Annotated in this window: 26 protein-coding genes, 1 pseudogene and 2 other annotated features; of the genes and pseudogenes, 21 read left to right on the top strand and 6 right to left on the bottom strand. The window is 38.7% G+C overall.

The annotated features are described in order from the left end of the window. Window positions 1-72 precede the first annotated feature (72 nt). On the top strand, window positions 73-732 hold the full coding sequence (locus JFU50_RS02170) for a potassium channel family protein (protein ID WP_157444071.1): 660 nt from the start codon (window positions 73-75) through the stop codon (window positions 730-732). Between the two features lie 136 nt (window positions 733-868). On the opposite strand, the gene rnjA is transcribed toward JFU50_RS02170, so the two are convergent. Both rnjA and JFU50_RS02160 read right to left on the bottom strand, forming a co-directional pair. After that, on the bottom strand, window positions 869-2539 hold the full coding sequence (gene rnjA, locus JFU50_RS02165) for a ribonuclease J1 (protein WP_053345159.1): 1671 nt from the start codon (window positions 2537-2539) through the stop codon (window positions 869-871). 3 nt (window positions 2540-2542) lie between these two features. Beyond that, window positions 2543-2752: a DNA-dependent RNA polymerase subunit epsilon gene (locus JFU50_RS02160; RefSeq protein WP_053345160.1), complete on the bottom strand. Its 210-nt coding sequence runs from the start codon at window positions 2750-2752 to the stop codon at window positions 2543-2545. A 416-nt stretch (window positions 2753-3168) separates the two neighbouring features. Between JFU50_RS02160 and JFU50_RS02155 the strand changes: the two genes are divergently transcribed. Both JFU50_RS02155 and JFU50_RS02150 read left to right on the top strand, forming a co-directional pair. Continuing rightward, the gene (locus JFU50_RS02155) at window positions 3169-3408 is read left to right on the top strand and encodes a hypothetical protein (protein WP_053345161.1); all 240 of its coding nucleotides are present in this window, start codon (window positions 3169-3171) and stop codon (window positions 3406-3408) included. A 325-nt stretch (window positions 3409-3733) separates the two neighbouring features. Continuing rightward, window positions 3734-4501: a Cof-type HAD-IIB family hydrolase gene (locus JFU50_RS02150; RefSeq protein ID WP_236694876.1), complete on the top strand. Its 768-nt coding sequence runs from the start codon at window positions 3734-3736 to the stop codon at window positions 4499-4501. Between the two features lie 49 nt (window positions 4502-4550). Here the strand turns inward: JFU50_RS02150 and def are convergent, their stop codons facing one another. Together def and JFU50_RS02140 are read right to left on the bottom strand one after the other, a co-directional pair. Further along, window positions 4551-5105, bottom strand: coding sequence for a peptide deformylase (def, locus tag JFU50_RS02145; RefSeq protein ID WP_201181618.1), 555 nt, complete (start codon window positions 5103-5105; stop codon window positions 4551-4553). Between the two features lie 260 nt (window positions 5106-5365). Continuing rightward, window positions 5366-5530, bottom strand: a complete 165-nt coding sequence (locus tag JFU50_RS02140; protein ID WP_201221521.1) for a YjcZ family sporulation protein — start codon at window positions 5528-5530, stop codon at window positions 5366-5368. 215 nt (window positions 5531-5745) lie between these two features. On the opposite strand from JFU50_RS02140, the gene JFU50_RS02135 reads away from it, so the two are divergent. The 7 genes from JFU50_RS02135 (at window position 5746) to JFU50_RS02105 (ending at window position 13479) form a co-directional block, all read left to right on the top strand. After that, entirely contained in the window at window positions 5746-6411 is a 666-nt protein-coding gene (locus tag JFU50_RS02135) for a YkyA family protein (protein ID WP_201221519.1), read from the top strand. Between the two features lie 648 nt (window positions 6412-7059). Beyond that, window positions 7060-8175 (top strand): pyruvate dehydrogenase (acetyl-transferring) E1 component subunit alpha, encoded by a 1116-nt coding sequence (gene pdhA / locus JFU50_RS02130; RefSeq protein ID WP_201181610.1) that lies wholly within the window; start codon window positions 7060-7062, stop codon window positions 8173-8175. A gap of 3 nt (window positions 8176-8178) precedes the next feature. Then, on the top strand, window positions 8179-9156 hold the full coding sequence (locus tag JFU50_RS02125; RefSeq protein ID WP_053345166.1) for an alpha-ketoacid dehydrogenase subunit beta: 978 nt from the start codon (window positions 8179-8181) through the stop codon (window positions 9154-9156). A gap of 121 nt (window positions 9157-9277) precedes the next feature. Further along, the gene (locus JFU50_RS02120) at window positions 9278-10636 is read left to right on the top strand and encodes a dihydrolipoamide acetyltransferase family protein (protein ID WP_056530562.1); all 1359 of its coding nucleotides are present in this window, start codon (window positions 9278-9280) and stop codon (window positions 10634-10636) included. Between the two features lie 3 nt (window positions 10637-10639). Further along, window positions 10640-12052: a dihydrolipoyl dehydrogenase gene (lpdA, locus tag JFU50_RS02115; protein ID WP_053345168.1), complete on the top strand. Its 1413-nt coding sequence runs from the start codon at window positions 10640-10642 to the stop codon at window positions 12050-12052. 289 nt (window positions 12053-12341) lie between these two features. Continuing rightward, on the top strand, window positions 12342-12599 hold the full coding sequence (locus tag JFU50_RS02110; RefSeq protein WP_309446312.1) for a hypothetical protein: 258 nt from the start codon (window positions 12342-12344) through the stop codon (window positions 12597-12599). 16 nt (window positions 12600-12615) lie between these two features. Beyond that, entirely contained in the window at window positions 12616-13479 is an 864-nt protein-coding gene (locus tag JFU50_RS02105) for a polysaccharide deacetylase family protein (protein ID WP_242489017.1), read from the top strand. Between the two features lie 27 nt (window positions 13480-13506). Here JFU50_RS02105 and JFU50_RS02100 read toward each other — a convergent pair whose 3' ends face one another. Then, window positions 13507-13941 (bottom strand): DUF1885 family protein, encoded by a 435-nt coding sequence (locus JFU50_RS02100; RefSeq protein ID WP_201181604.1) that lies wholly within the window; start codon window positions 13939-13941, stop codon window positions 13507-13509. A 415-nt stretch (window positions 13942-14356) separates the two neighbouring features. Between JFU50_RS02100 and JFU50_RS02095 the strand changes: the two are divergent. Further along, window positions 14357-14930, top strand: a pseudogene (locus JFU50_RS02095) (aromatic amino acid lyase); the annotation flags it as partial. A 533-nt stretch (window positions 14931-15463) separates the two neighbouring features. Continuing rightward, entirely contained in the window at window positions 15464-15589 is a 126-nt protein-coding gene (locus tag JFU50_RS02090; protein WP_098175446.1) for a GapA-binding peptide SR1P, read from the top strand. Between the two features lie 219 nt (window positions 15590-15808). Here JFU50_RS02090 and JFU50_RS02085 read toward each other — a convergent pair whose 3' ends face one another. Then, the gene (locus JFU50_RS02085; RefSeq protein WP_201181602.1) at window positions 15809-17266 is read right to left on the bottom strand and encodes an aminotransferase class I/II-fold pyridoxal phosphate-dependent enzyme; all 1458 of its coding nucleotides are present in this window, start codon (window positions 17264-17266) and stop codon (window positions 15809-15811) included. Between the two features lie 398 nt (window positions 17267-17664). On the opposite strand from JFU50_RS02085, the gene JFU50_RS02080 reads away from it, so the two are divergent. The 9 genes from JFU50_RS02080 (at window position 17665) to trpA (ending at window position 26137) form a co-directional block, all read left to right on the top strand. Continuing rightward, window positions 17665-18624 carry an NAD(P)H-dependent flavin oxidoreductase gene (locus JFU50_RS02080; protein ID WP_053345179.1) on the top strand — a complete coding sequence of 320 codons (960 nt, stop codon included), beginning with the start codon at window positions 17665-17667 and terminating at the stop codon, window positions 18622-18624. A gap of 50 nt (window positions 18625-18674) precedes the next feature. Continuing rightward, window positions 18675-18947, top strand: a complete 273-nt coding sequence (locus JFU50_RS02075; RefSeq protein WP_053345180.1) for a UPF0223 family protein — start codon at window positions 18675-18677, stop codon at window positions 18945-18947. Window positions 18948-19018: 71 nt separating this feature from the next. After that, window positions 19019-19257, top strand: a binding site (T-box leader). 35 nt (window positions 19258-19292) lie between these two features. Beyond that, window positions 19293-19530, top strand: a binding site (T-box leader). Window positions 19531-19705: 175 nt separating this feature from the next. Then, window positions 19706-21100: an anthranilate synthase component I gene (gene trpE / locus JFU50_RS02070; protein WP_201221517.1), complete on the top strand. Its 1395-nt coding sequence runs from the start codon at window positions 19706-19708 to the stop codon at window positions 21098-21100. Beyond that, the gene (locus JFU50_RS02065) at window positions 21097-21702 is read left to right on the top strand and encodes an anthranilate synthase component II (protein WP_201181598.1); all 606 of its coding nucleotides are present in this window, start codon (window positions 21097-21099) and stop codon (window positions 21700-21702) included. Before trpE ends, JFU50_RS02065 begins: the two co-directional genes overlap by 4 nt. Window positions 21703-21730: 28 nt before the next feature. After that, a complete protein-coding gene (gene trpD, locus JFU50_RS02060; protein WP_201181597.1) occupies window positions 21731-22753 on the top strand; it encodes an anthranilate phosphoribosyltransferase in 1023 nt (340 codons plus the stop codon). Next, on the top strand, window positions 22754-23530 hold the full coding sequence (gene trpC / locus JFU50_RS02055) for an indole-3-glycerol phosphate synthase TrpC (protein WP_201181595.1): 777 nt from the start codon (window positions 22754-22756) through the stop codon (window positions 23528-23530). It abuts the gene before it with no gap. 10 nt (window positions 23531-23540) lie between these two features. After that, window positions 23541-24155: a phosphoribosylanthranilate isomerase gene (locus tag JFU50_RS02050; protein ID WP_057213461.1), complete on the top strand. Its 615-nt coding sequence runs from the start codon at window positions 23541-23543 to the stop codon at window positions 24153-24155. 4 nt (window positions 24156-24159) lie between these two features. Then, complete coding sequence (gene trpB / locus JFU50_RS02045) at window positions 24160-25365, top strand: tryptophan synthase subunit beta (RefSeq protein ID WP_053345186.1); 1206 nt, start codon at window positions 24160-24162, stop codon at window positions 25363-25365. Further along, a complete protein-coding gene (gene trpA / locus JFU50_RS02040; protein ID WP_053345187.1) occupies window positions 25358-26137 on the top strand; it encodes a tryptophan synthase subunit alpha in 780 nt (259 codons plus the stop codon). The genes trpB and trpA overlap by 8 nt, the downstream gene beginning before the upstream one ends. Window positions 26138-26201 lie beyond the last annotated feature (64 nt).

Below are 26201 nucleotides of genomic sequence, written 5' to 3'. Positions count from 1 at the left end.
GGATAGGAAGTGTGCTTTAAGGAGCGAGACGCTGTATATCCTAATAGAATGAAAGATGTTGGAGGGCTTACTGTGAAAAAGGAATTTGCAGTGATTGGACTTGGTCGTTTTGGCGGCAGTATAGTCAGGACGCTAGCTGAAGAAGGTTTAGGAGTTCTGGCTATCGATGCAAATGAAGATCGTGTCAATGAATTTGCTAGAATTGCTTCACATAGCGTAGTAGGGGATACGACTGATGAAAGTGTCCTCAGAAATATTGGAATTCGTAATTTTGATCACGTCATTGTAGCGATCGGTGAAAATATTCAGGCGAGCATCTTGACGACGCTTATGCTTAAAGAGTTGGGTGTCAGCAATGTTACGGTAAAGGCGCAGAATGATTATCATGAGAAGGTACTACGTAAAATCGGTGCTGACTTTGTTGTGCACCCGGAGCGAGATATGGGGAGAAGGATTGCCCATAATATCGGGTCTAATAATATTCTCGACTATTTGGAGCTTTCTGATGAACACTCCATTGTTGAAATTGTAGCAAGCCAAAAGATGAATGGGAATTCAATATTTGATCTTGATATCCGTGCTCACTACGGGCTAAATATTGTCGCTATTAAAAGAGGAAATGAAATCAATGTCTCTCCACAAGCAAACGATTTAATTCATAAAGGCGATATATTGATAGTTATTGGAGCAGATTCCGACATCAATCGTTTTGAGAAAAAGATTGTAGAATGAAATTGAGACCTCTTCCATATCGAACAGGCTCACTTCTTTAGGAAGCTTTTAACCTATAGTGTACGTAGAATGTAAGGAAATAGTATTAAACTAAAAAAAGCCCCAGCCAGTGTAATGGCTGGAGGCTTTTTTTAGTTTATTGAACCTCCATGATGATCGGTAGGATCATCGGACGGCGTTTTGTTTTTTCATATAAGAATGGAGACAATGTATCTGTAATTTCATTTTTAATTTCGGACCATTGAGTAGTTTTGCGATCCATTACTTTATTCAGGTGCTTAGTGATTAAGGATTGAGCATCGCTAATAAGGTCTCCAGATTCTCTCATATAGACAAATCCACGTGAGATGATGTCCGGACCGGATGCAATTTTGAATTCCTTCATATTAATGCTGACAACGACAACGACAAGACCTTCTTCAGAAAGAATCCGACGGTCGCGTAAAACGATGTTTCCGATATCGCCGATGCCGCTTCCATCAATATAAACAGAACCTGAAGGGATTTTCCCAGCGATTTGTGCTGTGTTTTCACTTAACGAAAGCACTTCACCATTATCCATGATAAAGCAATTTTCTTCAGGAACCCCGCAATCAACTGCATGTCGGGCATGAAGTTTCTGCATCCGATATTCACCATGAATTGGCATGAAGAATTTTGGCTTAATTAAACGAAGCATAAGTTTTTGTTCTTGTTGGCCGCCATGCCCGGATGTATGAATATCATTCAATGGACCTGAAATGACGTCTGCGCCTGCACGATATAATTGATTAATTGTTCTAGAAACACTGATTGTGTTACCTGGAATAGGTGAAGAAGAAAACACAACTGTATCACCAGGTATAATTTGGATTTGACGGTGAGTACCGTTCGCAATCCGCGAAAGGGCTGCCATTGGTTCACCTTGGCTACCTGTACAAAGGATGGTTACTTTGTTAGCAGGCATCCGATTTAATTGCTGCACATCAATAAATGTATCTTTAGGAGCTACAATATAACCAAGGTCTTGACCAATAGCAATAGCTGAATCCATGCTACGGCCGAAAACAGCAATTTTACGGCCATTTGCTACAGCTGCTTCTACTACTTGTTGAAGACGATGGATGTTTGATGCAAATGTTGCAAATATAATCCGTCCGTCCACTTTACGGAAAATGTCTTGAATGGTATCGCCAACGCGGCTTTCAGACATCGTGAAGTTCTGTACTTCACTATTCGTACTGTCTGAAAGTAAGCACAATACTCCTTCTTTACCGATTTCCGCCATCTTAGTTAAGTTTGCAGGTTCGCCTACAGGTGTAAAGTCGAATTTAAAATCACCAGTATGAACAATTTGTCCAGGCGGTGTTTTTACAACGATTCCATAAGAATCCGGGATGCTGTGAGTTGTGCGGAAGAAAGAGACGGAAGTTTTCCGAAATTTAATCACTTCATCTTCACTGATTTCGATCATGGTTGTCTGACGTAAAAGACCGTGTTCTTCCAATTTATTACGAAGTAATCCAAGTGCTAGCTTACCGCCATATACAGGGACATTCACTTTTCTTAATAAATAAGGAATCCCGCCAATGTGGTCTTCATGGCCATGAGTGATGAAGACACCTTTAATTTTATCTACATTTTTCTCTAAATAACTGTAGTCAGGAATCACATAGTCAATTCCGAGAAGTTCGTCTTCCGGAAATTTAATTCCAGCATCAATAACGATGATTTCGTCTTGAAATTGAACAGCATATGTGTTCTTACCGATTTCGCCTAAACCGCCCAAGGCGAATACAGCTGTTTGATCATTTTTTACAAATTTCATAAATTATAGCTCCAATACTTTATAATCTTCATTTTGTTTTTCATATTCTAAATATGCTCCAGTTACTGCTGTTACGAATTCTACGTTATAAGGTTCTTTTTTTAATTTTAAACGAACGTCACGAACGGATTCACCTTCGACAAACATTGTTTTAGTATTCTCCCTGATGGGAACCTCTGCTATGGTTACTTGATAGTATACCTTAAATACCATTTTAATCTCTCCTCACTTGTTTGCATTGCTTTTTTCATTATATATAAAAACAACAATTTTTTCATGTTTTTCAACATCATGTAAAAATAAACCCAGCTCCGCCATAAAAACGGAAGGGGTTTTAGTTAACTGATTATACCAATGTCTTAAAAGTATATAAAAAATAGTCAGCCGAATCAGGTATTCAATTCATCGCGGCCTTCTCTATTCTTTTATCCTATCCGTTTTTACTATGTGTAAAACTTAAATCGATAAAGAAAAGTTTTTGGTCAACTTTTTTAGGGTGGAAATCAGTTTGACTGCGTTTATTCTATTGTGTTACGAAGTCTTTTTTCGCAACCGATTTCTTGCTTTAAGTGTCTAACCCTTAGTACAGCGTTCCATTAAGAGACAACGCTTCATATTCCGAATGCAATATGTACTTACTTGAAATTTTCAAAGCCAAGATAGAAGAAGGCTTAACAAGAACTTTACAACAAGGAAGAAGCCCTCCGCAAGTTTTTGAAGGGCTGTACGAAAAAAACTCGCATTTGGATGACGGCCAAGGCACAATAGGTACGGCAGTTCATGCGATTGATTTTTTTCTTAAAAGATCATTCCACTGTTTTACAAGCTTTTTACGAAGCTTTTTTAACATGGCGATCACACTCCCTTAATTATTATTGTATAGGATTATTCAATAAAGTAAATATGTCTTTACAAGTACTTGGCCCATTTTTGTAAAAAAAGGCGTAATACTCAGTAGATAACTAGGCTTTTAGAGGTAATATAGAAAAGGTGCAGATTTGGGAGGAGAGAGTAGGAAGAATAAGTTGAGCTTTAATGAATTTTATTTACAGTAGTATATGCTCATTTGTAAATAAAAAACGTAGCAATAAATGTTAATTGACAGGTGTGGGTTACTTGACTTATCTTTATGACAATTATTAAATGGGTACATATTAAAAAAGGAAAACTGAATGAATTGGAAGTGAAGAGTTAGTGAAAATCGTATTCTTTGATATTGATGGAACATTGCTAGATCATGAAAAAAAGTTACCTGCCTCAACGAAAAAAGCTATTAAGCAATTACAAGACAATGGGGTTTTTGTTGCGATTGCTACAGGTAGGGCTCCGTTCATGTTTGAATCTTTAAGGGAAGAGCTTGGCATCGATACATTCGTAAGTTTTAATGGACAATATGTTGTTTTTGAAGGTGAAGTCATTTACAAAAATCCTTTAAGTTTGTCTGAAATAAAAAGGCTTCACGAACATTCTGAAAAAAATAATATACCAATTGTATTTATGAATGAAGAGACAATGAAATCTAGTGTACCGCATCATAGCAGAATTGAGGAGGCATTAAGCAGTCTGAAGTTTCCACATCCAGAACTTCATGCCGATTTTTACGAAGATCATGACATATACCAAGCGTTATTATTTTGCTCTGAGGATGAAGAAGGGAAATTTGTTGGTCAGTATGATAAATTTCATTTTATTAGATGGCATACGTATTCGACGGATGTACTTCCATTCGGTGGGTCAAAGGCAGAAGGTATAAAGATATTAATGGAAAAAGTCGGATTTGGCCTTGAGGATGTTTATGCATTCGGGGATGGGTTAAATGATATAGAGATGTTAAAAGTAGCGGGATATGGCGTGGCAATGGGGAATGCCAGTCAGCTTTTGAAGCAGGAGGCCGACTTTGTAACGAAGGATGTCGATAATGATGGTATACTTTACGGATTAAAAGAACTTGATCTGATCTAGAACTAAAAACTCCCGTCAACTGATGGGAGTTTTTTATCACTTAGTTAGCTCATCTTTCTACCGCAACGGAATTTTCTGGAATGGTAAAGGGATCTTTTGGATTAATATGATCATAAAACAAGATTCCGTTCAGATGGTCGATTTCATGTTGAAAGCAAATGGCTGGGGTCCCTTTTAAGCGGAGCTGAACCAGTGTTCCATCCAGAGTCGTACCTGATACCATTATTCGAGCATAACGTGATACATAACCAGAGATTGGACGATTAACTGAAAGACAACCTTCACCTGTCGTTAAGTAGGCTTTCTCCACTGAATGGCTAATGAGTTTAGGATTGAAAAGAGCGTAGCTATACAGTTCACCATTTTTATCTTTTAAATGAACGGCAATCATCCGTTTTGAAACATTTACCTGTGGTGCGGCCAAGCCTATCCCAGCTCTTAAACCATATTGAGCTGAAATTTCAGGATTCTGGCTATTTTGGACATATTCCATCAAGCTGGTTAAAAGTTGCTTATCTTCATCAGAAGCCGGCAGTGGTACTTCCAACGCGACTTTTCTTAATATTGGATCGTCTTCGTTAACAAAATCATCCATAGTAAGCATAATCTTTCACCCCATTAAAAATTTATAATATATGTATAGGGTTATTTTAACAAAAAAAATACGAAAAGTTAATGGACTGTATACTTAGGCTTTTGGATTGATAAAAGAGAACATGATAGGGATAGGATCAATACTCAAATCCCTATCCCTATCATGATTGTATAAACCGATTGTGATCTTTTTTTAAAAATCATTCATTTTTTTGTGAAATCAGGGTAAATAGATAACATATTCGGGTAAAGGTAGTAGTAATTATCTGTTTAGCAGAAGCAGGCGCCGACAATGATAAGCAGGATGAAAAGGACGATGATTAGAGCAAAGCCGGATCCAAAGCCGCCTCCACATCCCCCTCCACCTCCCCCATAACCATAGCTGGGTGCGACGGAAACCGGATAACAACAATCCTGGGTGTAACCTCCATACATAATTTTATACCTCCGTTTTTATATTGTTAAAGTATTGACCACTCTAAGTTGAAACGGTCTCTACAGCCTATGCAATACGGTTTAAAGGGTGTAGGCTAAAGCCTAGTAATGGAAAATTCCTGCTTAGAATATGATTAGTACAAGAGTCTGCAATCATCTAAAACAGATGAGTAGAAAAATATCCTACTTCAAAGAACTATCAGGAGGAGCTGTCGATGTTGAAACGTTTTCGTCTATATTTTGTTTTACTTCTTTCCTTAACAATTATGACCGGTTGTTTTAGTAGTTCACCGGAAGAAAAAATCCATAAAATTCTTGAAAAAACTACGGAGAAGGAAAGTGATTTTACCGAGCATCAAGAGCCACTTAATAAATTGGAGAATAAAGAAAAAGAGCAATATGATAAAATTATTAAACTTGGAATGAATGAATATGAACAAATCGTTGAACTTTCAGATGAAGCAACTAAGAATATTGATGAACGCGAGGCTATTATTGAAAAAGAACATAACAGTATGCAGGCCTCAAAAAAACAATTTAATAAGATAGAAGAACAAATTGGGAAAATAGAAGATAAGAAGGTAAAAAAAGAAGCCACTGAAATGAATAAGATAATGAGTGAACGATATAGCACGTACGATACCCTATATGAAGCTTATCAGCAAAGCTTAGAGTATGATCGTGAATTGTATGAACTATTTAAAAAAGAAGATTTGAAAATGGATGAGTTACAAGGCCAAATCAAGAAAATCAATACCTCATATACAAAAGTGTTGAAAACGAATAGCCAATTTAATGAATTAACTGAAAAATCTAATCAGAAAAAAGAAAGTTTTTACAACAGTTCAGGAATAGAAATGGCAGATTCAACCAAAAAATAATTATTTAATGGGCTGTGGGTAATACCCATAGCCTATTTTTTATGCATTCATTAGTTTATTAACTAAAAAATTCTAGAATAATTTTTTTATTCAATATATAAAAGAACTCCTAAATATAAAAAATGAAGAAACTGTACTAAAAAAATTCTAAAATAGAAAATCTAACAGCAGAATGAAATGAAAGCGTTTAAAAATTTTCTCGAAATATTATTTTAAAGTCTCAAATGCCTTTAGTTAAAGCAATTTGGGAATCGATTGGATAGTCAATAGAAGTGTAATATTATACTTCAGTACCTATAAATTAAAAAAAGGAAGAAAATTTATAGTACAGTTACAAAATCAAAACTAACACAGTGATGAAGATTTGGCGTTGGAAATTCTATTGAATCTTAAAAATAAGGAAATACAAGTGATTGACTTGACGTGAATGCATCTTGTAAACTAAATTTATAAAAGTTCTTGTATCATTTTTCTTGATTTTTTTTATGGTACAGAATAAGATTGAGACATATTAACCATATCCACGTTTGAGGGATTAGGCTTAAGGGAAAAATAAAAGAATGCATTGTTGAAGAAACTATAAAGCAAAATATTTTTGCTTATAGAATAATAATAGCAAACCTTTTTAATGAAAGGATGAGGTGCCAAATGGCTCAAAAAACTAAACAAGCTAAATTTAATGTTCAGAATCAGCTTAAGAAAGTGGAAGAACAATTTGAAACTTTTCAAATTATAAATGAAGAAGGAGAAGTCGTTAACGAAGCGGCAATGCCTGATTTAACTGATGAACAACTACAAGAATTAATGCGCCGCATGGTTTATACGCGTATCTTGGATCAACGTTCAATTTCATTGAACCGTCAAGGGAGATTAGGGTTCTATGCACCGACTGCCGGTCAAGAAGCCTCGCAAATCGCTTCCCAGTATGCATTGGAGAAAGAAGATTTCATTCTTCCAGGTTATCGTGATGTGCCGCAAATTGTTTGGCATGGTCTGCCGCTTTGGCAAGCATTCTTATTCTCAAGGGGACATTTTAAAGGGAATCAAATCCCGGAAGATGTTAATGTAATTTCACCGCAAATTATTATCGGTGCTCAGTATATTCAGGCTGCAGGTGTAGCTTTAGGTATGAAAAAACGCGGTAAAAAAGCAGTAGCAATCACATATACGGGTGACGGTGGTACATCACAAGGGGACTTCTACGAAGGAATCAACTTTGCAGGTGCATTTAAAGCACCAGCTATTTTCATCGTACAAAATAACCGTTTTGCAATCTCAACACCTGTTGAATTGCAATCAGCATCGAAAACATTAGCCCAAAAGGGTGTGGCTGCAGGTATTCCTGGCATCCAAGTTGATGGTATGGATGCGTTGGCCGTTTATACAGCAGTTAAAGAAGCTCGTGAACGTGCAATTAATGGTGAGGGCCCTACATTGATTGAAACATTAACTTACCGTTATGGACCACATACGATGGCTGGAGATGACCCGACACGCTACCGTACTTCTGATATGGATAATGAGTGGGAATTGAAAGATCCATTGGTTCGTTTCCGCAAGTTCTTGGAAAACAAAAAACTCTGGAATGAAGAATTAGAGAACGAAACAATAGAAAAAGCAAAAGACGATATTAAAGAAGCAATCAAAATGGCAGATGCAGAACCTAAGCAAAAGGTGACAGACCTTATTGAAAACATGTATGAAGAAATGCCTTATAACTTAAAAGAACAATATGAAATTTATAAAGAGAAGGAGTCGAAGTAAGCCATGGCTCAATTGACGATGATTCAAGCAATTACAGAAGCATTACGTACAGAACTTAAAAATGACGAGAATGTACTCGTTTTTGGAGAAGATGTTGGTCTTAATGGTGGAGTTTTCCGTGCAACGGAAAATCTTCAAAAAGAATTCGGCGAAGATCGTGTATTCGATACTCCTCTTGCTGAATCTGGAATCGGTGGATTAGCGGTCGGTCTTTCTTTACAAGGTTTCCGTCCTGTTCCTGAAATTCAATTCTTCGGTTTTATATATGAAGTAATGGATTCCGTAAGCGGTCAGCTTGCTCGTATGCGCTACCGTTCAGGCGGACGTTACAGTGCGCCGGTTACAATTCGCTCACCTTTCGGAGGTGGAGTGCATACTCCGGAAATGCATGCTGATAGCTTAGAAGGTTTAATGGCTCAGCAACCAGGGTTAAAGGTAGTTATCCCTTCCACTCCTTACGATGCTAAAGGCTTATTGATTTCAGCGATTCGTGATAATGACCCTGTCATTTTCCTTGAGCACATGAAATTGTACCGCTCTTTCCGTCAGGAAGTTCCTGAGGAAGAATATACAATTCCATTAGGAAAAGCAGATGTAAAAAGAGAAGGAACGGATTTGTCCATTATTACGTATGGTGCGATGGTACAGGAATCAATCAAGGCAGCTGAAGAATTGGCTAAGGAAGGTCATTCGGTTGAAGTTGTTGACTTAAGAACTGTATCTCCATTGGATATTGATACAATCATTGCATCAGTGGAAAAAACTGGACGCGCTATCGTTGTTCAAGAAGCACAAAAGCAAGCTGGCATAGCAGCGAATGTTGTCGCGGAAATTAACGAACGTGCTATTTTAAGCTTGGATGCACCAGTACTACGAGTGGCTGCTGCTGATACAGTATTCCCGTTTTCTCAAGCTGAAACAGTATGGCTCCCTAATTATAAAGACATTATTGAAACGGCGACTAAAGTCTTGAAGTTTTAACTATCTTGAGTAATCGGAATGGTAGTAACTGCTTGAGGAAGTAATTCGCATTAGAAGAATTACAAGATAAAGGACTTTATTCAAAGCACTAAGTATGATTTAATATAGGAGGTTGAACTCAGTGGCATTCCAATTTAGACTCCCTGATATCGGAGAAGGTATACACGAAGGTGAAATAGTGAAATGGTTTGTTAAACCAGGAGATAAGATCCAAGAAGATGACGTGCTTTGCGAGGTTCAAAACGATAAAGCCGTTGTTGAAATTCCATCACCAGTGGAAGGTACCGTGGAAGAAATCCTTGTTCAAGAAGGAACGGTTGCCGTTGTCGGTGATGTACTTGTAACATTCGATGCTCCAGGTTATGAAGATCTTCAGTTTAAAGGGGATCATGGAGAAGAAGCGAAGGCAGAAGGTGAGAAGAATACGGAGGCCCAGGTTCAAGCTACGGCTGAAGCTGGACAGGAAGTCAAGAAAGAGGCTGCTCCGGTTCAAGAAAATAGTGCAGAAACGGGCGCGGGATCACAACCACAGGTTGAGGCGGATCCTTCACGACGTATTATCGCCATGCCTTCTGTTAGGAAATATGCACGCGAACAAGGGGTAAATATTCGTGAGATTTCTGGTTCTGGGGATAATGGCCGCATCATGAAAGAAGATATCGATGCTTTCAAAAACGGCAAAACGGCTCCACAGCAACCAGCAGCTCAAAGTGAAGCTTCACAACAAAACGATACGGAAACAACCGAAAAACAAAAAGTTTCAATTCCAGAAGGGCAATATCCTGAAACTCGCGAGAAAATGAGCGGTATGAGAAAAGCGATCGCCAAAGCAATGGTTAAATCCAAACAGACAGCTCCACATGTAACATTAATGGATGAAGTCGATGTGACGCTACTAGTTGCTCATCGTAAGAAATTCAAGGAAATTGCTGCAGAAAAAGGAATTAAGCTTACATTCCTACCTTATGTTGTTAAAGCGTTAACAAGTGCATTGCGTGAATTCCCTATGCTTAACACATCGTTTGATGATGAGGCAAGTGAAATTATCCATAAACACTATTACAATATCGGAATTGCGGCAGACACAGACAAAGGACTGCTCGTTCCAGTTGTAAAAGATGCAGATCGTAAATCAACTTTTGCTATTTCACAAGAAATTAATGAATTAGCTACGAAAGCTCGTGACGGAAAATTGGCTCCTAACGAAATGAAAGGTGCTTCATGTTCCATCACGAATATCGGTTCCGCAGGCGGTCAGTGGTTCACACCTGTAATCAATCATCCAGAAGTTGCCATTCTAGGGATTGGACGCATTGCCGAAAAAGCAATTGTACGCGACGGGGAAATTATCGCCGCTCCAGTTCTGGCATTATCACTGAGTTTTGATCACCGCATGATTGACGGGGCTACTGCTCAGCATGCATTGAATCACATCAAAAAGTTATTGAACGACCCAGAATTATTGCTAATGGAGGCGTAAACAATGGTAGTAGGAGATTTTCCAATCGAAACAGATACTTTAGTGATCGGTTCAGGCCCAGGGGGATATGTTGCGGCAATTCGCGCAGCACAGCTTGGACAGAAAGTAACGGTCGTTGAAAAAGGAACAATTGGCGGAGTTTGTTTGAATGTAGGCTGTATCCCATCAAAAGCTTTAATTTCAGCGGGACACCGTTTCCATGAGGCTCAACATTCAGAAGACATGGGTATCTTTGCAGAAAAAGTTACTGTTGATTTTTCTAAAGTACAAGCTTGGAAAGGTACTGTTGTAAAAAAATTAACTGGCGGCGTAAGCAGCCTGTTAAAAGGTAATAACGTTGAGGTTGTAACAGGCGAAGCTTATTTCGTTGATGAAAACAGCATCCGTGTTATGAATGATGACTCAGCTCAAACATATACATTTAAAAACGCAATCATCGCTACTGGTTCATCACCAATCGAGATTCCGTCCTTTAAATATACGAAACGTGTACTTAATTCTACTGGAGCTCTTGCTTTGGAAGAAGTTCCAAGTTCTATCGTAGTAATCGGTGGAGGTTACATTGGTACAGAGCTTGGCGGCGCATTCGCCAGCTTTGGAACTAAAGTGACTATACTTGAAGGTACGGAAGAGATTCTTTCTGCAGGCTTTGAAAAACAAATGGCAGCACTTGTTAAACGTAACCTTAAAAACAAAGGTGCTGAAATTGTTACTAAAGCAAATGCTAAAGGTGTGGAAGAAACTGAAACAGGCGTTACCGTTACTTATGAAGTAAAAGGCGAAGAGAAAAAAGTCGAAGCCGATTACGTTTTAGTAACAGTAGGTCGTCGTCCGAACACTTCAGAAATTGGTCTTGAACAAGTCGGAATCAAAATGACTGACCGTGGTTTAATCGAAACTGATAAACAATGCCGTACAAGCGTGAAAAACATTTACGCAATCGGTGATATCGTTTCTGGACCACAATTGGCTCATAAAGCTTCTTATGAAGGTAAAATTGCAGCTGAAGCCATTGCAGGACATTCATCAGAAATCGACTATCTTGCTATTCCGGCTGTTGTATTCTCTGAACCAGAACTTGCTTCTGTCGGATATAATGAAAAAGAAGCGAAGGAAGCTGGAATCGAAGCGCTTGCTTCTAAGTTCCCATTCGCTGCAAATGGACGTGCTCTTTCATTGAACAATACGGACGGATTTGTGAAGCTAATCACTCGCAAAGAAGACGGATTGGTTATTGGAGCCCAAATCGCAGGACCAAATGCTTCTGATATGATTGCAGAACTTGGTTTAGCTATCGAAGCAGGAATGACTGCTGAAGATATCGCGATGACAATCCATGCACATCCAACTTTAGGAGAAATCACTATGGAAGCTGCTGAAGTAGCCCTAGGAACTCCAATTCATATTATTAAATAATTGATACCAAAAAAAGCGTGTCGCCATTTGCAGTGCGCTTTTTTGGTTTTTATAAATAAAAAATAAATTAAAACTGGTACAAATTTAATGTCTTCTCCCAAATTAGGATATTTTCTTTACTCAATTTAAATGAAAAGTGCAAAATGCGCATAAGCTATACAAAGGTCTTCATACTTTTTTTCTATAAAAGGTTTAAATTGAGTAAAAGAGGAAAAAAATAGAAAGAGCGATGTACTGAAGAATAAGGATGCCGATTAAACAAAGTGGCTGATTATTCAATTTAAATGGGGTGGATCACTTGAAAAATTATCTGGTAATCCTCTTTCAACTAATCGTTTGGAGCGGATATACATTGGTTGAATGGCTTTCTGTTAATGATCGTTTTGTTTTTAAGGTATTTATGTTTCTGGTTTTTTCTTATTTGGCCATTTACATTGGTAAAATGATTTTAAAATCCAACAAGCGGACAATGCTTGTTACCATAATCAGTTTACTATGTTACGGTGTAATGCAAATTCTTTTGGAAACGTTAGTACCCATTTATTGAATTTTGAATCTTTACAATGACACATGAAAAACACGGAGGAAACATGATCACCAAAGTAGTAGTTATGTTTGTATTTGCTTCACTTTTATTAATTGGTTGTAATAATTCAGTTTCCAATCAAACTGAAAAAAAAGAACCAAAAAGTGTGGAAACAACTACCACTATCCAAGATGAAACCAAACAAGAGCAAGATATGAAAGAAGAAGCTTCAAAAACAATTAGGAATTCAGAGAAAGAAAATTTTCAGGCCGAGTACCGGTTGAACAAAGATAATTGGTCATTTGAACCAATTCAGGATGCAGAACCTAAGGTTGTCTTGTTGACGTTCGATGATGCACCTGATAAGTACTCGTTAGAAATTGCAAAAACACTTCAAAAACTTCAAGTGCCGGCGATATTTTTTGTAAATGGACATTTTCTTGAAAGTGATGAAAAGAAATCGATGTTAAAAGAAATTCATGATATGGGCTTTTCCATCGGTAATCATACTTATTCTCATGTCAATTTGAAAGAGCTGACAGAAGAAGAGCAAAAGCGGGAAATAGTAAAATTGAATAATTTGGTGGAAGGCATTATCGGGGAACGCCCTAAGTATTTTAGGGCGCCTTTTGGATCTAATACCGATTTTTCCAAAAAAGTTGCTGCAAATGAAAAAATGCTGGTCATGAATTGGACATATGGATATGATTGGGAAAAGGAATATCAAGATAAAAAAGCATTGAAAGAGATCATGTTGAACAATCCTTATTTATCCAATGGAGCCAGTTTACTGATGCACGACCGAAAATGGACGAGAGAAGCGATAGAGGATATTGTGAAAGATTTTCATAAGAAAGGATATAAGATTCTTGACCCAAAATTAATTGAAACGCCTGAATGATTTGAAGTTACGGCCACTATCAGTTTTTTATTTTCTTGGATAGTAATACATCACTCGCTTGTTAAAGAGATGGAGCTGTGCTCGTAACTTCTTTGCAAGGAATTTGCATAATTCATTAGCTTTCCCTTTATCACCGAATGTTGCCGTTTCTGGGAGGGTGAATTGGATATAAGATTGAATTCGCTCTAGTCCATCTTCGTCCTGTACGATTTCTTGGTCGACTCCGATTAGTATCATGTGATATCTGTCCACATTGGATTGGAGATAAATTACTTTATCTTTCATCTTTTCAGGCTCTTTCATTTCATAAGGAAAGGCCTTCTTATCATAATCCCAATTGAGTTGTTTTCCCGTTTTAGCGGTGATCATTTGGTAATATGTGAGTAATTCCTTCACGTCTTCAATGGTTACGGCTTCTTTCACAGACTCAGGAACGAGCTTGATATAGGCATTTTCAACCATTTGAATCCCCCTTAGCTCTATAGATTTTAATTGTATTTTAACATTTTATGGTTGTTTTATATACTTATCTATATGTAAATTTAAAGGTAAAATTCCTTTTTCACTCTGCTAGGTTAGTTTGTTAATGTTTTTAAAAATTGTTAAAGTGTGTTGGCTTCCAGTTTTTATTTCGATGTAAAATTTATACAGATGATAGTTAATAAGAGGTGGGAATCATGAATATATTATGAATATACAATTTGATGAAGATATTAATGTTTTACAAAAAAGGGGCTGTATCACTTAATTTAAAGCGATACAGCTCCTTTACTATGTTAAAGGGGTGTAGGGGATGATGCTTACCGGTAAAGTTTTAACAATAAGTCAATCAAAAAATCATTTTTAATAAAGAGATGGTCACCCTTTCTCCCAATATCCCCTTATTTTTGATGAAGGAGAAACTGTGATTTCAGGGGAACTTTCATGGTCAACCTCTTGCATTTGCAATGGATTTTTTTAAGATGGGTGTTGCAGAAATTGCTAGTATATCAGAACGGAGGATTGAACGACTCGTAAATCCACAGCTGAATGATCTGCCGCCTTTTTTGAGCGCAAGACCTGGGCTACAGTAAGGTGCAATGATTATGCAATATTGTGCGGCATCGCTCATATAGGAAAATAAGGCGCTGGCCCATCCAGCAAGTGTAAGACTCCATTCCATCTTCAGCTAATCAAGAGGACATGTGAGCATGGGTACGATTGCAGCAAGACACGCATACCAGATCATTCAAAATATACATGGCATGTAGTTGGCGATTGAATGTATTACAGCGATGCAGGGGGGCGAATACCGGGGAATCGAACGAATGGCTCCGAGAACCCTTCGTTTCTTTGAAAAGGCCAGGGAGATTGTACCGAGTATTACAAAGGACCGTATGTTTTCCACTGATATTGAGGCATGTGCGTCCTGGTTGAAGACTTACGATTTTGATGAACTAATGCAAGTGTAAGCATGAATTTATATATAGGGTGAAAAAGGTCACAAATGGACAAAGAAGAATTATTTACAGGGGTTTATAAAACAGACAATAACAATCACTGGAGAACTCGTAACTGACATTCTGCCGCCTATGATTATGAGGAGGTTAATTTCAGGGTGTTGACAGATTCAACATCTACTCAGGATACTTTGTATGGATAAATACCATGTTTAGGTTAGACCGTAGAACAAGCTAAACGACTTCGAATAGCCTAACCTTTAACCAGCTACTTTAATATGGAGAATGGAAGAGTCGTTGGATTCGCTTCGTGATAAAATGTATCAGCCTACTGTGAAGCTTTGAGTCTCTGTCCTTCTAACCATTTTAAGGGGGCTTCAATCCAGAGAGAAATAAATCAAAGGCATTGAATGAAATGAATTTAAGGGAATTTTATATATGTTATACTTAATAGCTTGAAATTATAAATGTGTTATATTATAATTCATATAAAGCGGTTACATTTAATGATTAATGCATACAATATAGAGGAAGGGGTTGTAAAAATGGGAACTATCGTATGTCAAACTTGCAATAGCACGATTGAACATTTTGAAGATGAAAAAGTAAGTGTACTTTATACACACAATCACAACTGCCACAGCTGTGATACGGCTGCCTCTGAAAAATAATAAAAAAGATAATCTCAGATATTAATAGAATTCGAGGGTGTTTCAGGAGCTGTAACCTGGGGCACCCTTTTTTTGCTTGTACAGTAGGAACTCAGAATTTGGCAAATCCCTTTCTGAACTTTATCTGTGTAAAGCACGGGCAACTGGAATGGGGTGGGCCTTTGGAGTCGCATAAAAAAACCAGAGCAGTTTGTTTATGCTCTGGTTTTTGATATTCAATCAGTTTTTAATAATTCGTAAATATTTAATTTCTGGATCCTCTGGACCTTGAACTGGTAGACCAACCTCGATATTTTTCTGAATGTATGTGATATTATCTTCTGTTATCAGTTCACCAGGTATAAAAATTGGAATCCCTGGCGGATAGACCATGATGAATTCAGCACTGATTTTGCCAACAGATTCCTCGATAGGAACCACTTCAGTTTCTGCGTAAAATGCATCTCTCGGTGATAAAGCAAGAGGTGGTGTATCGGGAAGCAGGACTTCGATTTTTTCATGATCAGCAGCCATTTCTTTAAACTCATCCGATAAGTCTTTAAGGGCAGCGATTAACAAATCTGCTTCTGTTTTAGAGTCCCCTGGTGTGATTAGGCAAAGGATGTTATACAAATCAGAAAGTTCTACTTCAATATTATGTTTTTCTCGAAGCCATTTCTCAACGTCGTATCCGGTTATATTCAATTCTTTAATGGAGATGATTAGTTTTGTCGGATCATAACTATAGGTTGCCTTACTACCTAAAATTTCGCTTCCAACACAGTATAAATAAGGAATCTCATTAATAGCTGTCCGGATATACTCTGCAAGCTTGATAGCACCATCTATCATTTCTCTGCCAACGGTCGCAAGTTGTCTTCTTGCGGTATCGAGAGATGCAAGAAGAATATAGGAAGTTGAGGTAGTAGTGAGCATACTCAAAATTGCCTGGACCCGATTGGCAGAAATTAAACCATTCTTAACATTTAAAATGGAACTTCCTGTTAGTGATCCACCCAGTTTATGAACACTCGTAGCGGCCATATCAGCTCCAGCTTGCATAGCGGACATAGGCAAGTCTTCGTGGAAGTGAATATGAACACCATGGGCTTCATCAACCAGTACAGGTATTTGGTAGGAATGAGCAACTTCTACAATTTTCTGCAAATCAGCAGAAATGCCGAAATAGGTCGGATTGATTACGAGTAAGCCTTTTGCATCGCTGTGTTCCTTTAATGTTTTTTCAACAGCATCAATGGTAATTCCATGTGAGATTCCCAAGTCTTTGTCAATTTCAGGATTGATGAAAATAGGAACCGCTCCTGAAAATACAATAGCAGACATAACAGATTTATGTACGTTCCTCGGGACGATGATTTTATCCCCAGGACCGCAGACTGCCATGACCATCGTCATGATTGCACCGCTTGTTCCCTGAACGGAAAAGAATGTATGGTCGGCCCCAAATGCTTCTGCAGCAAGGTCCTGGGCTCTTTTAATGATTCCCTTTGGCTGGTGGAGATCATCGAGTGGTGCGATATTGATTAAATCTATAGATAGTGCATTTTCTCCAATAAAATCACGAAAATCAGCGTCCATTCCTTTTCCTTTTTTATGACCTGGAATATGAAATTGAACGGGATTTTTTTTGGCATGCTGTAATAAGGCAGTATATAATGGTGTTTCATTCTGTGACAATTCTTTGTGGCCCCTTTTCAATATAATAGGTACGAAATATCCAGGGAAATATACTCCCTTTCTATTTACAGTCGTATGTTTCTCCTATTTGGAGTAACCTTAAAAAACGGTTAGTAAGCTCTTGTGGATAGACATAAAACAAATGAATTATAGCACGTCTTACATATAAATGCCTAGCGTGAGTTTAATGTAAAAAATAACAGCTTGAGTTCTATTGTACATACCTTGTAATAGCAGGAAGGAATATTTACCAGTTCAAGAGTTTTTCTTTTAAATCAAAAACAATTTGAACTATGAGTTTTAAAATTGAATGAAAAAACAATATTTGCCATAATAAAGGTGTAATAGAGAGTGTTCATTAATAAAACTCACTCAGAAGTAAAAGGGGGATGAAGATTTTGAATTGGAAAACTCGTGTGACTGATTTGTTAGGGATTCAATACCCGATTGTGCAAGGAGGATTGGCGCATTTAGCTTATGCAGAACTAGCTGCGGCTGTTTCGAATGCAGGGGGCCTAGGGCAGGTAACAGCGATGTCGTTGGATAACCCTGATCAATTGGTAGAGGAAATACGAAAAACAAAATCATTGACGGACAAACCGTTTGGCGTTAATTTTGCAATTGGTCAGCACGGAAGACCATATGAACATATGCTTGAAGCAGCACTAAAAGAGGAGATTGCCGTTGTTTCTGTAACTGGTGGGAATCCAGCGCCATTTATCGATTATGTTAAGGATACTCCGGTGAAAAAACTTGTGCTAGTTGCGGCAAGAAGGCAGGCAATCAAGGCTGAGCAGCTGGGTGCAGACGCAGTGATGGTAGTTGGTCAGGAGGGCGGAGGACATTTAGGACGCGATGATATCGGAACCTCTGTATTAATTCCTCAAGTGGTAGACTCCGTGAAAATTCCAGTCATCGCCTCAGGTGGTTTCGGTGATGGGCGCGGGTTGATGGCGGCGTTGGCACTTGGAGCCGAAGGGATTGAAATGGGCACCAGGTTCATTGCAGTAAAAGAATGTGTTCATGCCCATGAATTATACAAAAATGCCTTGGTTTCCGGTACAGAAAATGATACCGTTGTCATTAAGCGGTCTATTGGTGCACCAGCCCGTGTTATTGCAAATGGTTGGACTGATAAAATTCTTGAAATAGAAAAGGAAGACGGCGGATATGAGCAACTGCAGAATTACATAAGTGGAAAAGCAAACCAGCGTTATATCCATGATGGAGTTGAAGGTGAAGGATATGCTTGGGCTGGACAAGTAATGGGTCTGATTCATGATGTACCAACGACGGCTGAGCTATTCAGTCGGATTATCAGCCAAGCAGAGGCAATTCGCTCAAAATGGGCAGACTGATAATAGTCTCCCAAGCAACAGGAATAACTATCTAGAAGGAGCGTGTAAGCATGGATTATCAATATCCAATGGATCTTGATTGGTCAACGGAAGAAATCGTCGATGTTATTAAATTTTTTGAAGCAGTCGAAAAGGCATATGAAAGTAAAATACAAAAAGAAGCTTTTATGAAAGCATATCGAAGGTTTAAGGAAATAGTCCCCGGCAAAGCGGATGAAAAAAAATATACGGATGAGTTTGAGTCTGTCAGCGACTATTCCGCATATCTTGTTATTAAGAAAGCAAAAGAAATCGAAGACGATGACTGGATACGAATGAAATAATAAAAATATTATTTTTAGAAAACTCCATTGACTTCATGAATAGATTGTTTTAACATAATAATCAAGAAATGATAAAGGCAATGACGAAGAAGAGTACCTTAATGCTGTTCTGCAGAGAGCCAGTGGTTGCTGAAAACTGGTGAACAAATTTAAGCGAATGGACTTCCGAGCCCCAAACCGAAACGGATTGACGGAGTAGGCTTTGGCGATTATCTCATCGTTAATGGAGATAGGCATATAATATTTATAATGCCGTAAAGTGAGCTTATTAAGCTAATTAAGGTGGTACCACGGGTTCCTCGTCCTTTGGATGAGGGCCCTTTTTGTGTTTTTTTAAAATGGATAATTAAATCTATGATTAAGAGTAGTAATCTTTTTAGAGTCGTCACAGAGAGCCGGAACAGGTGGAAACCGGTACGATATAAGAAGGTGAATGGACTTATGAGTGGTTTCTTGAAATAAGTAGGGAAACTCGGCTTCCACCGTTAATGGGTTTGGCAAGAAATGTATAATTTCTTGCTTGAGAGGGGAAAATAATATGTTTTTCCAACTTGAGGTGGCACCGCGGTATACCGTCCTCTGCAGACACATAATTTGTGTTTGCAGGGGGCTTTTTTTATGCATTTACAATTATTGTGAAGATGAACTGGAGAAAGATTTTAGAGAAAAAATATAAACACAACTCCGAATATGTTTGCCTAAAGGTATAGCAATCGGAAGTTTTCATTATTGGATTGAAAATTAGGAGGTAATATTAGATGAATCATTTGGATGAAAAAAAGATACTCCGTTTCAAAATGGAAACGATTGAAGGGGATATTCATACACCGATTGCCATTTTTCAAAAATTGGATGAAGAAAAGAAGTTTTTATTGGAAAGTTCGAATTCACATCATGATAATGGTCGCTACTCCTATCTAGGATCAAACCCATATTTGGAGGTGACGTCATTAGGTAATCAAGTATATGTGAAGGATTCTAATACAGGTGAGAAACTCGTAAGGAACATCAATATCATTGAATTTCTGAAAAATCAATTGTTGGTAGAAATAGAAGATTCCCCAGTTCATCTTCCGCCATTTAATGGTGGGGCAATCGGGTATATGGGCTATGATATTATTCGTCTTTATGAAAACATCGGTCCGGTGCCACCTGATTCTCTTCAAATGCCGGATGCTCATTTCCTTTTCTTTAAGGAACTGTATATATTTGATCATGTACTTCAAAAGATTCATCTTTTGACTGCGGAAGAGGATAGCGAAGTAAGCCTAATGGGAATGAAGGAGAAAATCAATCGGCCTAGTAAACCCTCAAAGGAAATATCGTCAGAATCTTTAGAATTTAATTCTAATTTCAGCCAGGATGAATTCGAGAAAATGGTACTTGAAGTAAAGGAAGCGATTGTGGCAGGTGAAGTTTTCCAAGTCGTCTTGTCACAAAGGTTTCAGGCCGACTTTGATGGAGAGCCTTTCGATGCTTACCGCCGTCTCCGCTTAGCCAACCCATCTCCCTATATGTTTTATATCGAATTTGGTGACTATACTATTATAGGTTCCTCCCCTGAAAGTTTGATCAGTGTTTCAGCAGGAATGGTTCATGTTAACCCCATTGCCGGTACACGACCAAGAGGGAAGACGGATGAAGAAGATAAAGGCATGGAAAAAAGCCTGCTGATGGATGAAAAAGAACTCGCTGAACATAGAATGCTTGTTGATCTCGGAAGAAATGATCTTGGGAGGGTTTGTGAAATAGGCTCAATCCACCTTACCGAGGAAATGGAAATTCAAAGATATCAACATGTCATGCATATTGCCTCAAAGATTAGCGGAGAACTTAAGGAAGGATTCACGAGTTTAGATGCATTAACGGTATGTCTTCCTGCAGGTACTGTCTCAGGAGCCCCTAAAATTAGGGCAATGGAGTTGATTAACGAACTTGAAAATTGTAAACGCGGGATCTATTCAGGGGCAATAGGATTTATCGGTTTTGGTGGAGATCTAGATATGGCTCTTGCAATCCGGACGATGATCATAAAAGATGGCAGTGCGTATGTACAGGCCGGAGCAGGAATTGTATATGATTCAGATCCAAAAACAGAATATGAGGAAACACAAAATAAAGCACGAGCGCTCATGGAGGTTAACACAAAATGATTTTATTAATTGATAACTATGACTCGTTTACTTATAACCTTTATCAATATTTAGGGGAAGTAGAAAAAGAAATCATCGTGAAAAGAAATGACGAAATCACCATTGCTGAAATTGAGGAAATGAATCCTAAGGCAATCGTTATTTCACCAGGGCCAGGCCGTCCAGAAGATGCTGGAATTAGCATGGAAATCATACGTTCTTTTTATAAGAAGCTTCCGCTTTTAGGTATTTGCCTTGGTCATCAGGCTATTGGTGCAACCTTTGGGGCAAATGTGATTGGGGCCAAATATATCATGCACGGCAAAACATCGGTTATCGAACATGACGGAACAGGGGTATTTGTCAATCAGAATCCACAATTTCCAGTGATGCGTTACCATTCCTTAGTAGTTGAAAGGGAAAGCTTACCTAATGAATTAACTGTTACGGCGAGCGCAGTGGATGATGGAGAAATCATGGCTTTAAAACATCAAGATTATCCGCTTTACGGTTTACAATTCCACCCTGAATCTATTGGAACGAAAATCGGTAAGGAACTATTACATGAATTTTATAAGATTGCCGAGACATATCAATTAGAGAAGAAAGAATCCATTTTATAATCACAAAAAACAATTGGGGGAGTTAGTAGTGAAGGAGTATTTAGAAAAGTTAGCAGAGCGTCAAACATTGACGGAAGATGAGATGAGTATAGCAGCCCAAGCGTTATTTTCTACAGATATTACGGAAAGCGAGATGGCGGCTTTCATTATTGCTCTAAAAGCAAAAGGTGAAACGGCAGGTGAAATTGCAAGCCTTGTCCGAGTCATGAGAAAAGAAGCAAGAAGTGTGAAAACAAACTGCCTTAATGTGATGGATAATTGCGGAACTGGTGGAGATGGCTCACAAAGCTTCAATATTAGTACCGCTTCAGCCTTCGTGCTGGCTGGTGCAGGTGTTAAGGTTGCCAAACATGGAAACCGCAGCATTTCAAGTAAAACAGGAAGTGCAGATGTTTTGGAAGAGCTCGGTGTTAATTTGTTCTTAGAACCAGAAATGATGAAAGAACTGTTAGAGGAAAATGGAATCACTTTCTTATTTGCCCCTTCTGTACACCCTAATATTGCCCGAATCATGAAAGTGAGAAAAGAATTGAAAATCCCGACAATATTTAATCTGATAGGACCATTAACGAATCCCGTTCAGCTCGATACACAATTATTAGGTATTAACCGCCGTGATATGCTCGAGCTATTTGCAGAAGTACTTCATAAATTAGGCAGAACACGTGCGGTTGTCATCAATGGTGCAGGTTTTATGGATGAAGCCAGCCTACAGGGAGAAAATTCACTCGTGCTTCTGGAGCAAGGGGATATTATCCCTTTTACACTCCATCCTGAGGAAGTGGATTTGCCGATTTACGGAAATGACGCAATCCGTGGCGGTGATGCAAAAGAAAATGCTGATATTATGCTCCGTCTCTTAAAAGGAGAAAAAGGTGCATATCGTGACACCGTTTTATTGAATGCAGGTTTGGGTTTATACGCCCATGGAACGGCAGCGACGATCAAAAAAGGAATTACCTTGGCGGAAGAAAGTCTGGACAGCGGATCGGCTCTTAAAAAATTAGAAAATCTAATTGCCTATGGCAACAGAAATAAGGTGGTAATGTAAATGGATAATATTTTAACGAAAATTATTGAACAGAAAAAAGTAGAAGTAGCACAGTTAAAAGAAATGGGTTTAGATGATGGGGAAATGATCAATACAGTCAGACCTTCTCTTGTAGAAAAATTGAAAACGGCGAAATCAATCGCGGTTATCGCGGAAATTAAACGAGCATCCCCATCAAAAGGAGACATTAAAATGAATGTCGATCCAATCGAGCAGGCTCTTTCTTACGAAAAAGGTGGAGCCGCAGCCATATCGATATTGACGGATGAGGTCTTCTTTAAAGGGTCAATTGCCGATTTAAAAAACGTGAGCCAGGCTATACAAATTCCAAGGTTATGTAAAGATTTCATCATTGATGAAATTCAAATCGACCGTGCCTATCAAGCTGGTGCGACTATCATTCTATTAATTGTGGCAGCTCTTTCAAAAGAACGCCTTCATGATTTATATCAATATGCAAAACATAAAGGGCTTGATGTATTAACAGAAGTCCATGATGAAGCCGAGTTAAAGCAAGCACTTGAGCTTAATGCAGAGCTGATAGGTATTAACAATCGAAATTTAAAAACATTCGAAGTGGATTTGGCGGTTACGGAACGACTTGCGAAGCTACTTGATCCAAAACGTCACATCATTATCAGCGAAAGTGGAATCAAGACAAAAGAAGACGTACAGCGTGTGAGGGAAGCAGGGGCGAGGGGCATTTTAGTTGGAGAAACATTAATGATATCTCCTAACCTTCCAAATACGATGGCAGAACTGCAAATGAGTTTATAAGGAGATTAATATGTTTGTAAAAATTTGTGGGATAAAGACATTAGCAGCGGCTCAGACAGCTGTAACATTCGGTGCAGACTTTATTGGGTTCATTTTTGCAGAAAGTAGCCGGAAAGTTCATCCCGAAATAGTATGTGAAATAGCAGGGAATCTCCCTGCACACGTAAAAAAAGTCGGAGTGTTTGCTAATCAAACCGAACAAGAAGTGATACGAAGTGCTGAAATTGCCGGATTGGATTATATTCAGCTACATGGTAACGAGTCTGCCAGTTTTGCTGAGAGAATGCCTCTCCCGGTTATTAAGGCCTTTGCCATCCAGTCAGAGAAAGATCTTGAAAGCCTTCACGATTATCCGGCTGATTTTCTACTAGTAGATCTTCCTAAAGGAAATTCTGGTAAGGGAATGACTTTGGATTGGGATATGCTTCGTAAAGCGGGCTTACCAAAGGAGAAAATTTTTCTAGCTGGAGGATTGACTTCAGAAAATGTCGGAAAAGCGATTACTGCCGTATCACCATTCGCAGTTGACGTAGCGAGTGGTGTCGAAACAAATGGATTAAAGGATGCTGCAAAAATAAAAGCTTTTATTACTAAGGCGAAAAATACAGCCGGAAAAGAGGAATAAATAGATGAGTACTTATACACAGCCCGACCAAACTGGTCATTTTGGAGCATATGGTGGCCGTTTCGTTCCGGAAACCTTAATGGCGGCAATAACAGAGCTTGAAGAAGTATATGAACAATCAAAAAAAGATCCAGAATTCCAAAAGCAACTGAATTACTACCTTACTCAATATATTGGCCGTGAAACGCCCCTTTATTTTTCAGAAAATTTAACGAAACTTGCTGGTGGTGCCGATATTTATCTGAAGCGTGAGGACCTAAATCATACGGGTGCCCATAAAATCAATAATACGATTGGTCAGGCTTTGTTAACACAGAAAATGGGCAAGAAAAAAGTCATTGCCGAAACAGGTGCAGGACAGCATGGAGTGGCAACGGCGACAGTTTGTGCTTTGCTGAAGTTAGAGTGCATCATTTTTATGGGAGAGGAAGATATCAGGAGACAGAAATTAAATGTTTTCCGGATGGAACTTCTGGGTGCCAAGGTTATATCTGTATCACAAGGAAGCGGGACACTAAAGGATGCAGTCAATGAGGCGTTACGGTACTGGGTAGCTAATGTGGAAGACACTCATTATATTATGGGGTCAGTCCTTGGGCCGCATCCATTCCCTGTTATTGTACGCGATTTTCAAAGCGTGATTGGCAAGGAAACGAAGCGTCAGTATTCCGAAGTGGTACATGCCCTTCCTGATGCCATAGTCGCTTGCATAGGCGGTGGCAGCAATGCAATGGGTATGTTTTATCCATTCATTGAGGATGAAACGGTTAAATTATATGGAGTAGAAGCAGCAGGTCATGGTCTTGATACACCGTTACATGCTTCAAGCTTAACAAAAGGAAAGCCAGGGGTGCTTCATGGGGCATTCATGTATGTATTGCAGAACGAAGATGGCCAGATTCAGGAGGCACATTCGATTTCAGCAGGGTTAGATTATCCGGGGGTTGGACCGGAACACAGTTTTCTAAAAGATACAAATCGTGTGACATATACTTCAGTTACCGATCAAGAAGCCCTAGAAGCTCTCGTTTTGCTTTCAAAGGAAGAAGGGATCATACCTGCATTGGAAAGTTCACATGCCATCTCCTACGGTTTAAAACTTGCCAAAGAAATGGAGAAAGGGACAGGCTTGGTAATTTGCTTATCTGGCCGTGGCGATAAGGATGTTGAAACGGTCCAATCTATATTAGGGGGTAGCGAACATGAATAAATTAACAAAAGCGCTGCAGGAATGTGAATCTAGGGGAGAAAAAGCATTTATTCCTTACATTATGGCAGGAGATGGCGGTCTTGAACGGCTAAAGAGCCAACTTATATTCCTTGAAAAAAGCGGGGCAACAGCTGTCGAATTAGGTATCCCATTCTCTGACCCTGTTGCTGATGGACCGGTTATCCAACAGGCGGGAATCCGTTCTTTGGAGAATGGTACAACTTTAAAAGATATCCTAAAAAAAGTGACTGAAATCAAAGGGGATGTAAACATTCCAATCATTTTAATGGGGTATGCAAATTCTATTATGGCATATGGCCTTAAAGAATTCACAGAAGATTGTCTTCAGGCAGGAATCGCCGGATGTATCATCCCTGATTTGCCAATTGAAGAAGAAGCTGTCTTTTCAACTATAAAAACTGCAGGGATTGTACTGATCCGTCTCGTGACGCTCACGTCTTCTAGAGAACGGATTACTCAGATTACGGCAGGGGCAGAGGGTTTTATCTATGCTGTGACTGTAAAGGGCATTACGGGGACCCGTGATGCCTTTGGAGGAGAACTCGGAGGCTATTTAAAACAGGTAAAAGACCTAAGCCCTGTTCCTGTTCTTGCCGGATTTGGCATCTCTACTCCAGATCATGTCCGCAATACGGTGCAATCCTGCGATGGTGTCATCGTCGGAAGCAAGATAATCGAATGCTTTGAAGCGGGTAAAGAAAATCAAATAAGTGAATTGATACAAGCAAGTAAAGAATTGGTGCAAAAATAAGAAAAGGAGAGCCTTTAATGGCTCTCCCTTTTCTTTATTTATATTAAAGTATGAATGCTCTATT

The sequence above is a fragment of the Peribacillus sp. TH14 genome, assembly GCF_016651145.1.
Lineage (GTDB): Bacteria > Bacillota > Bacilli > Bacillales > DSM-1321 > Peribacillus > Peribacillus butanolivorans.
This window is presented reverse-complemented; position numbering and strand designations above follow the sequence as displayed.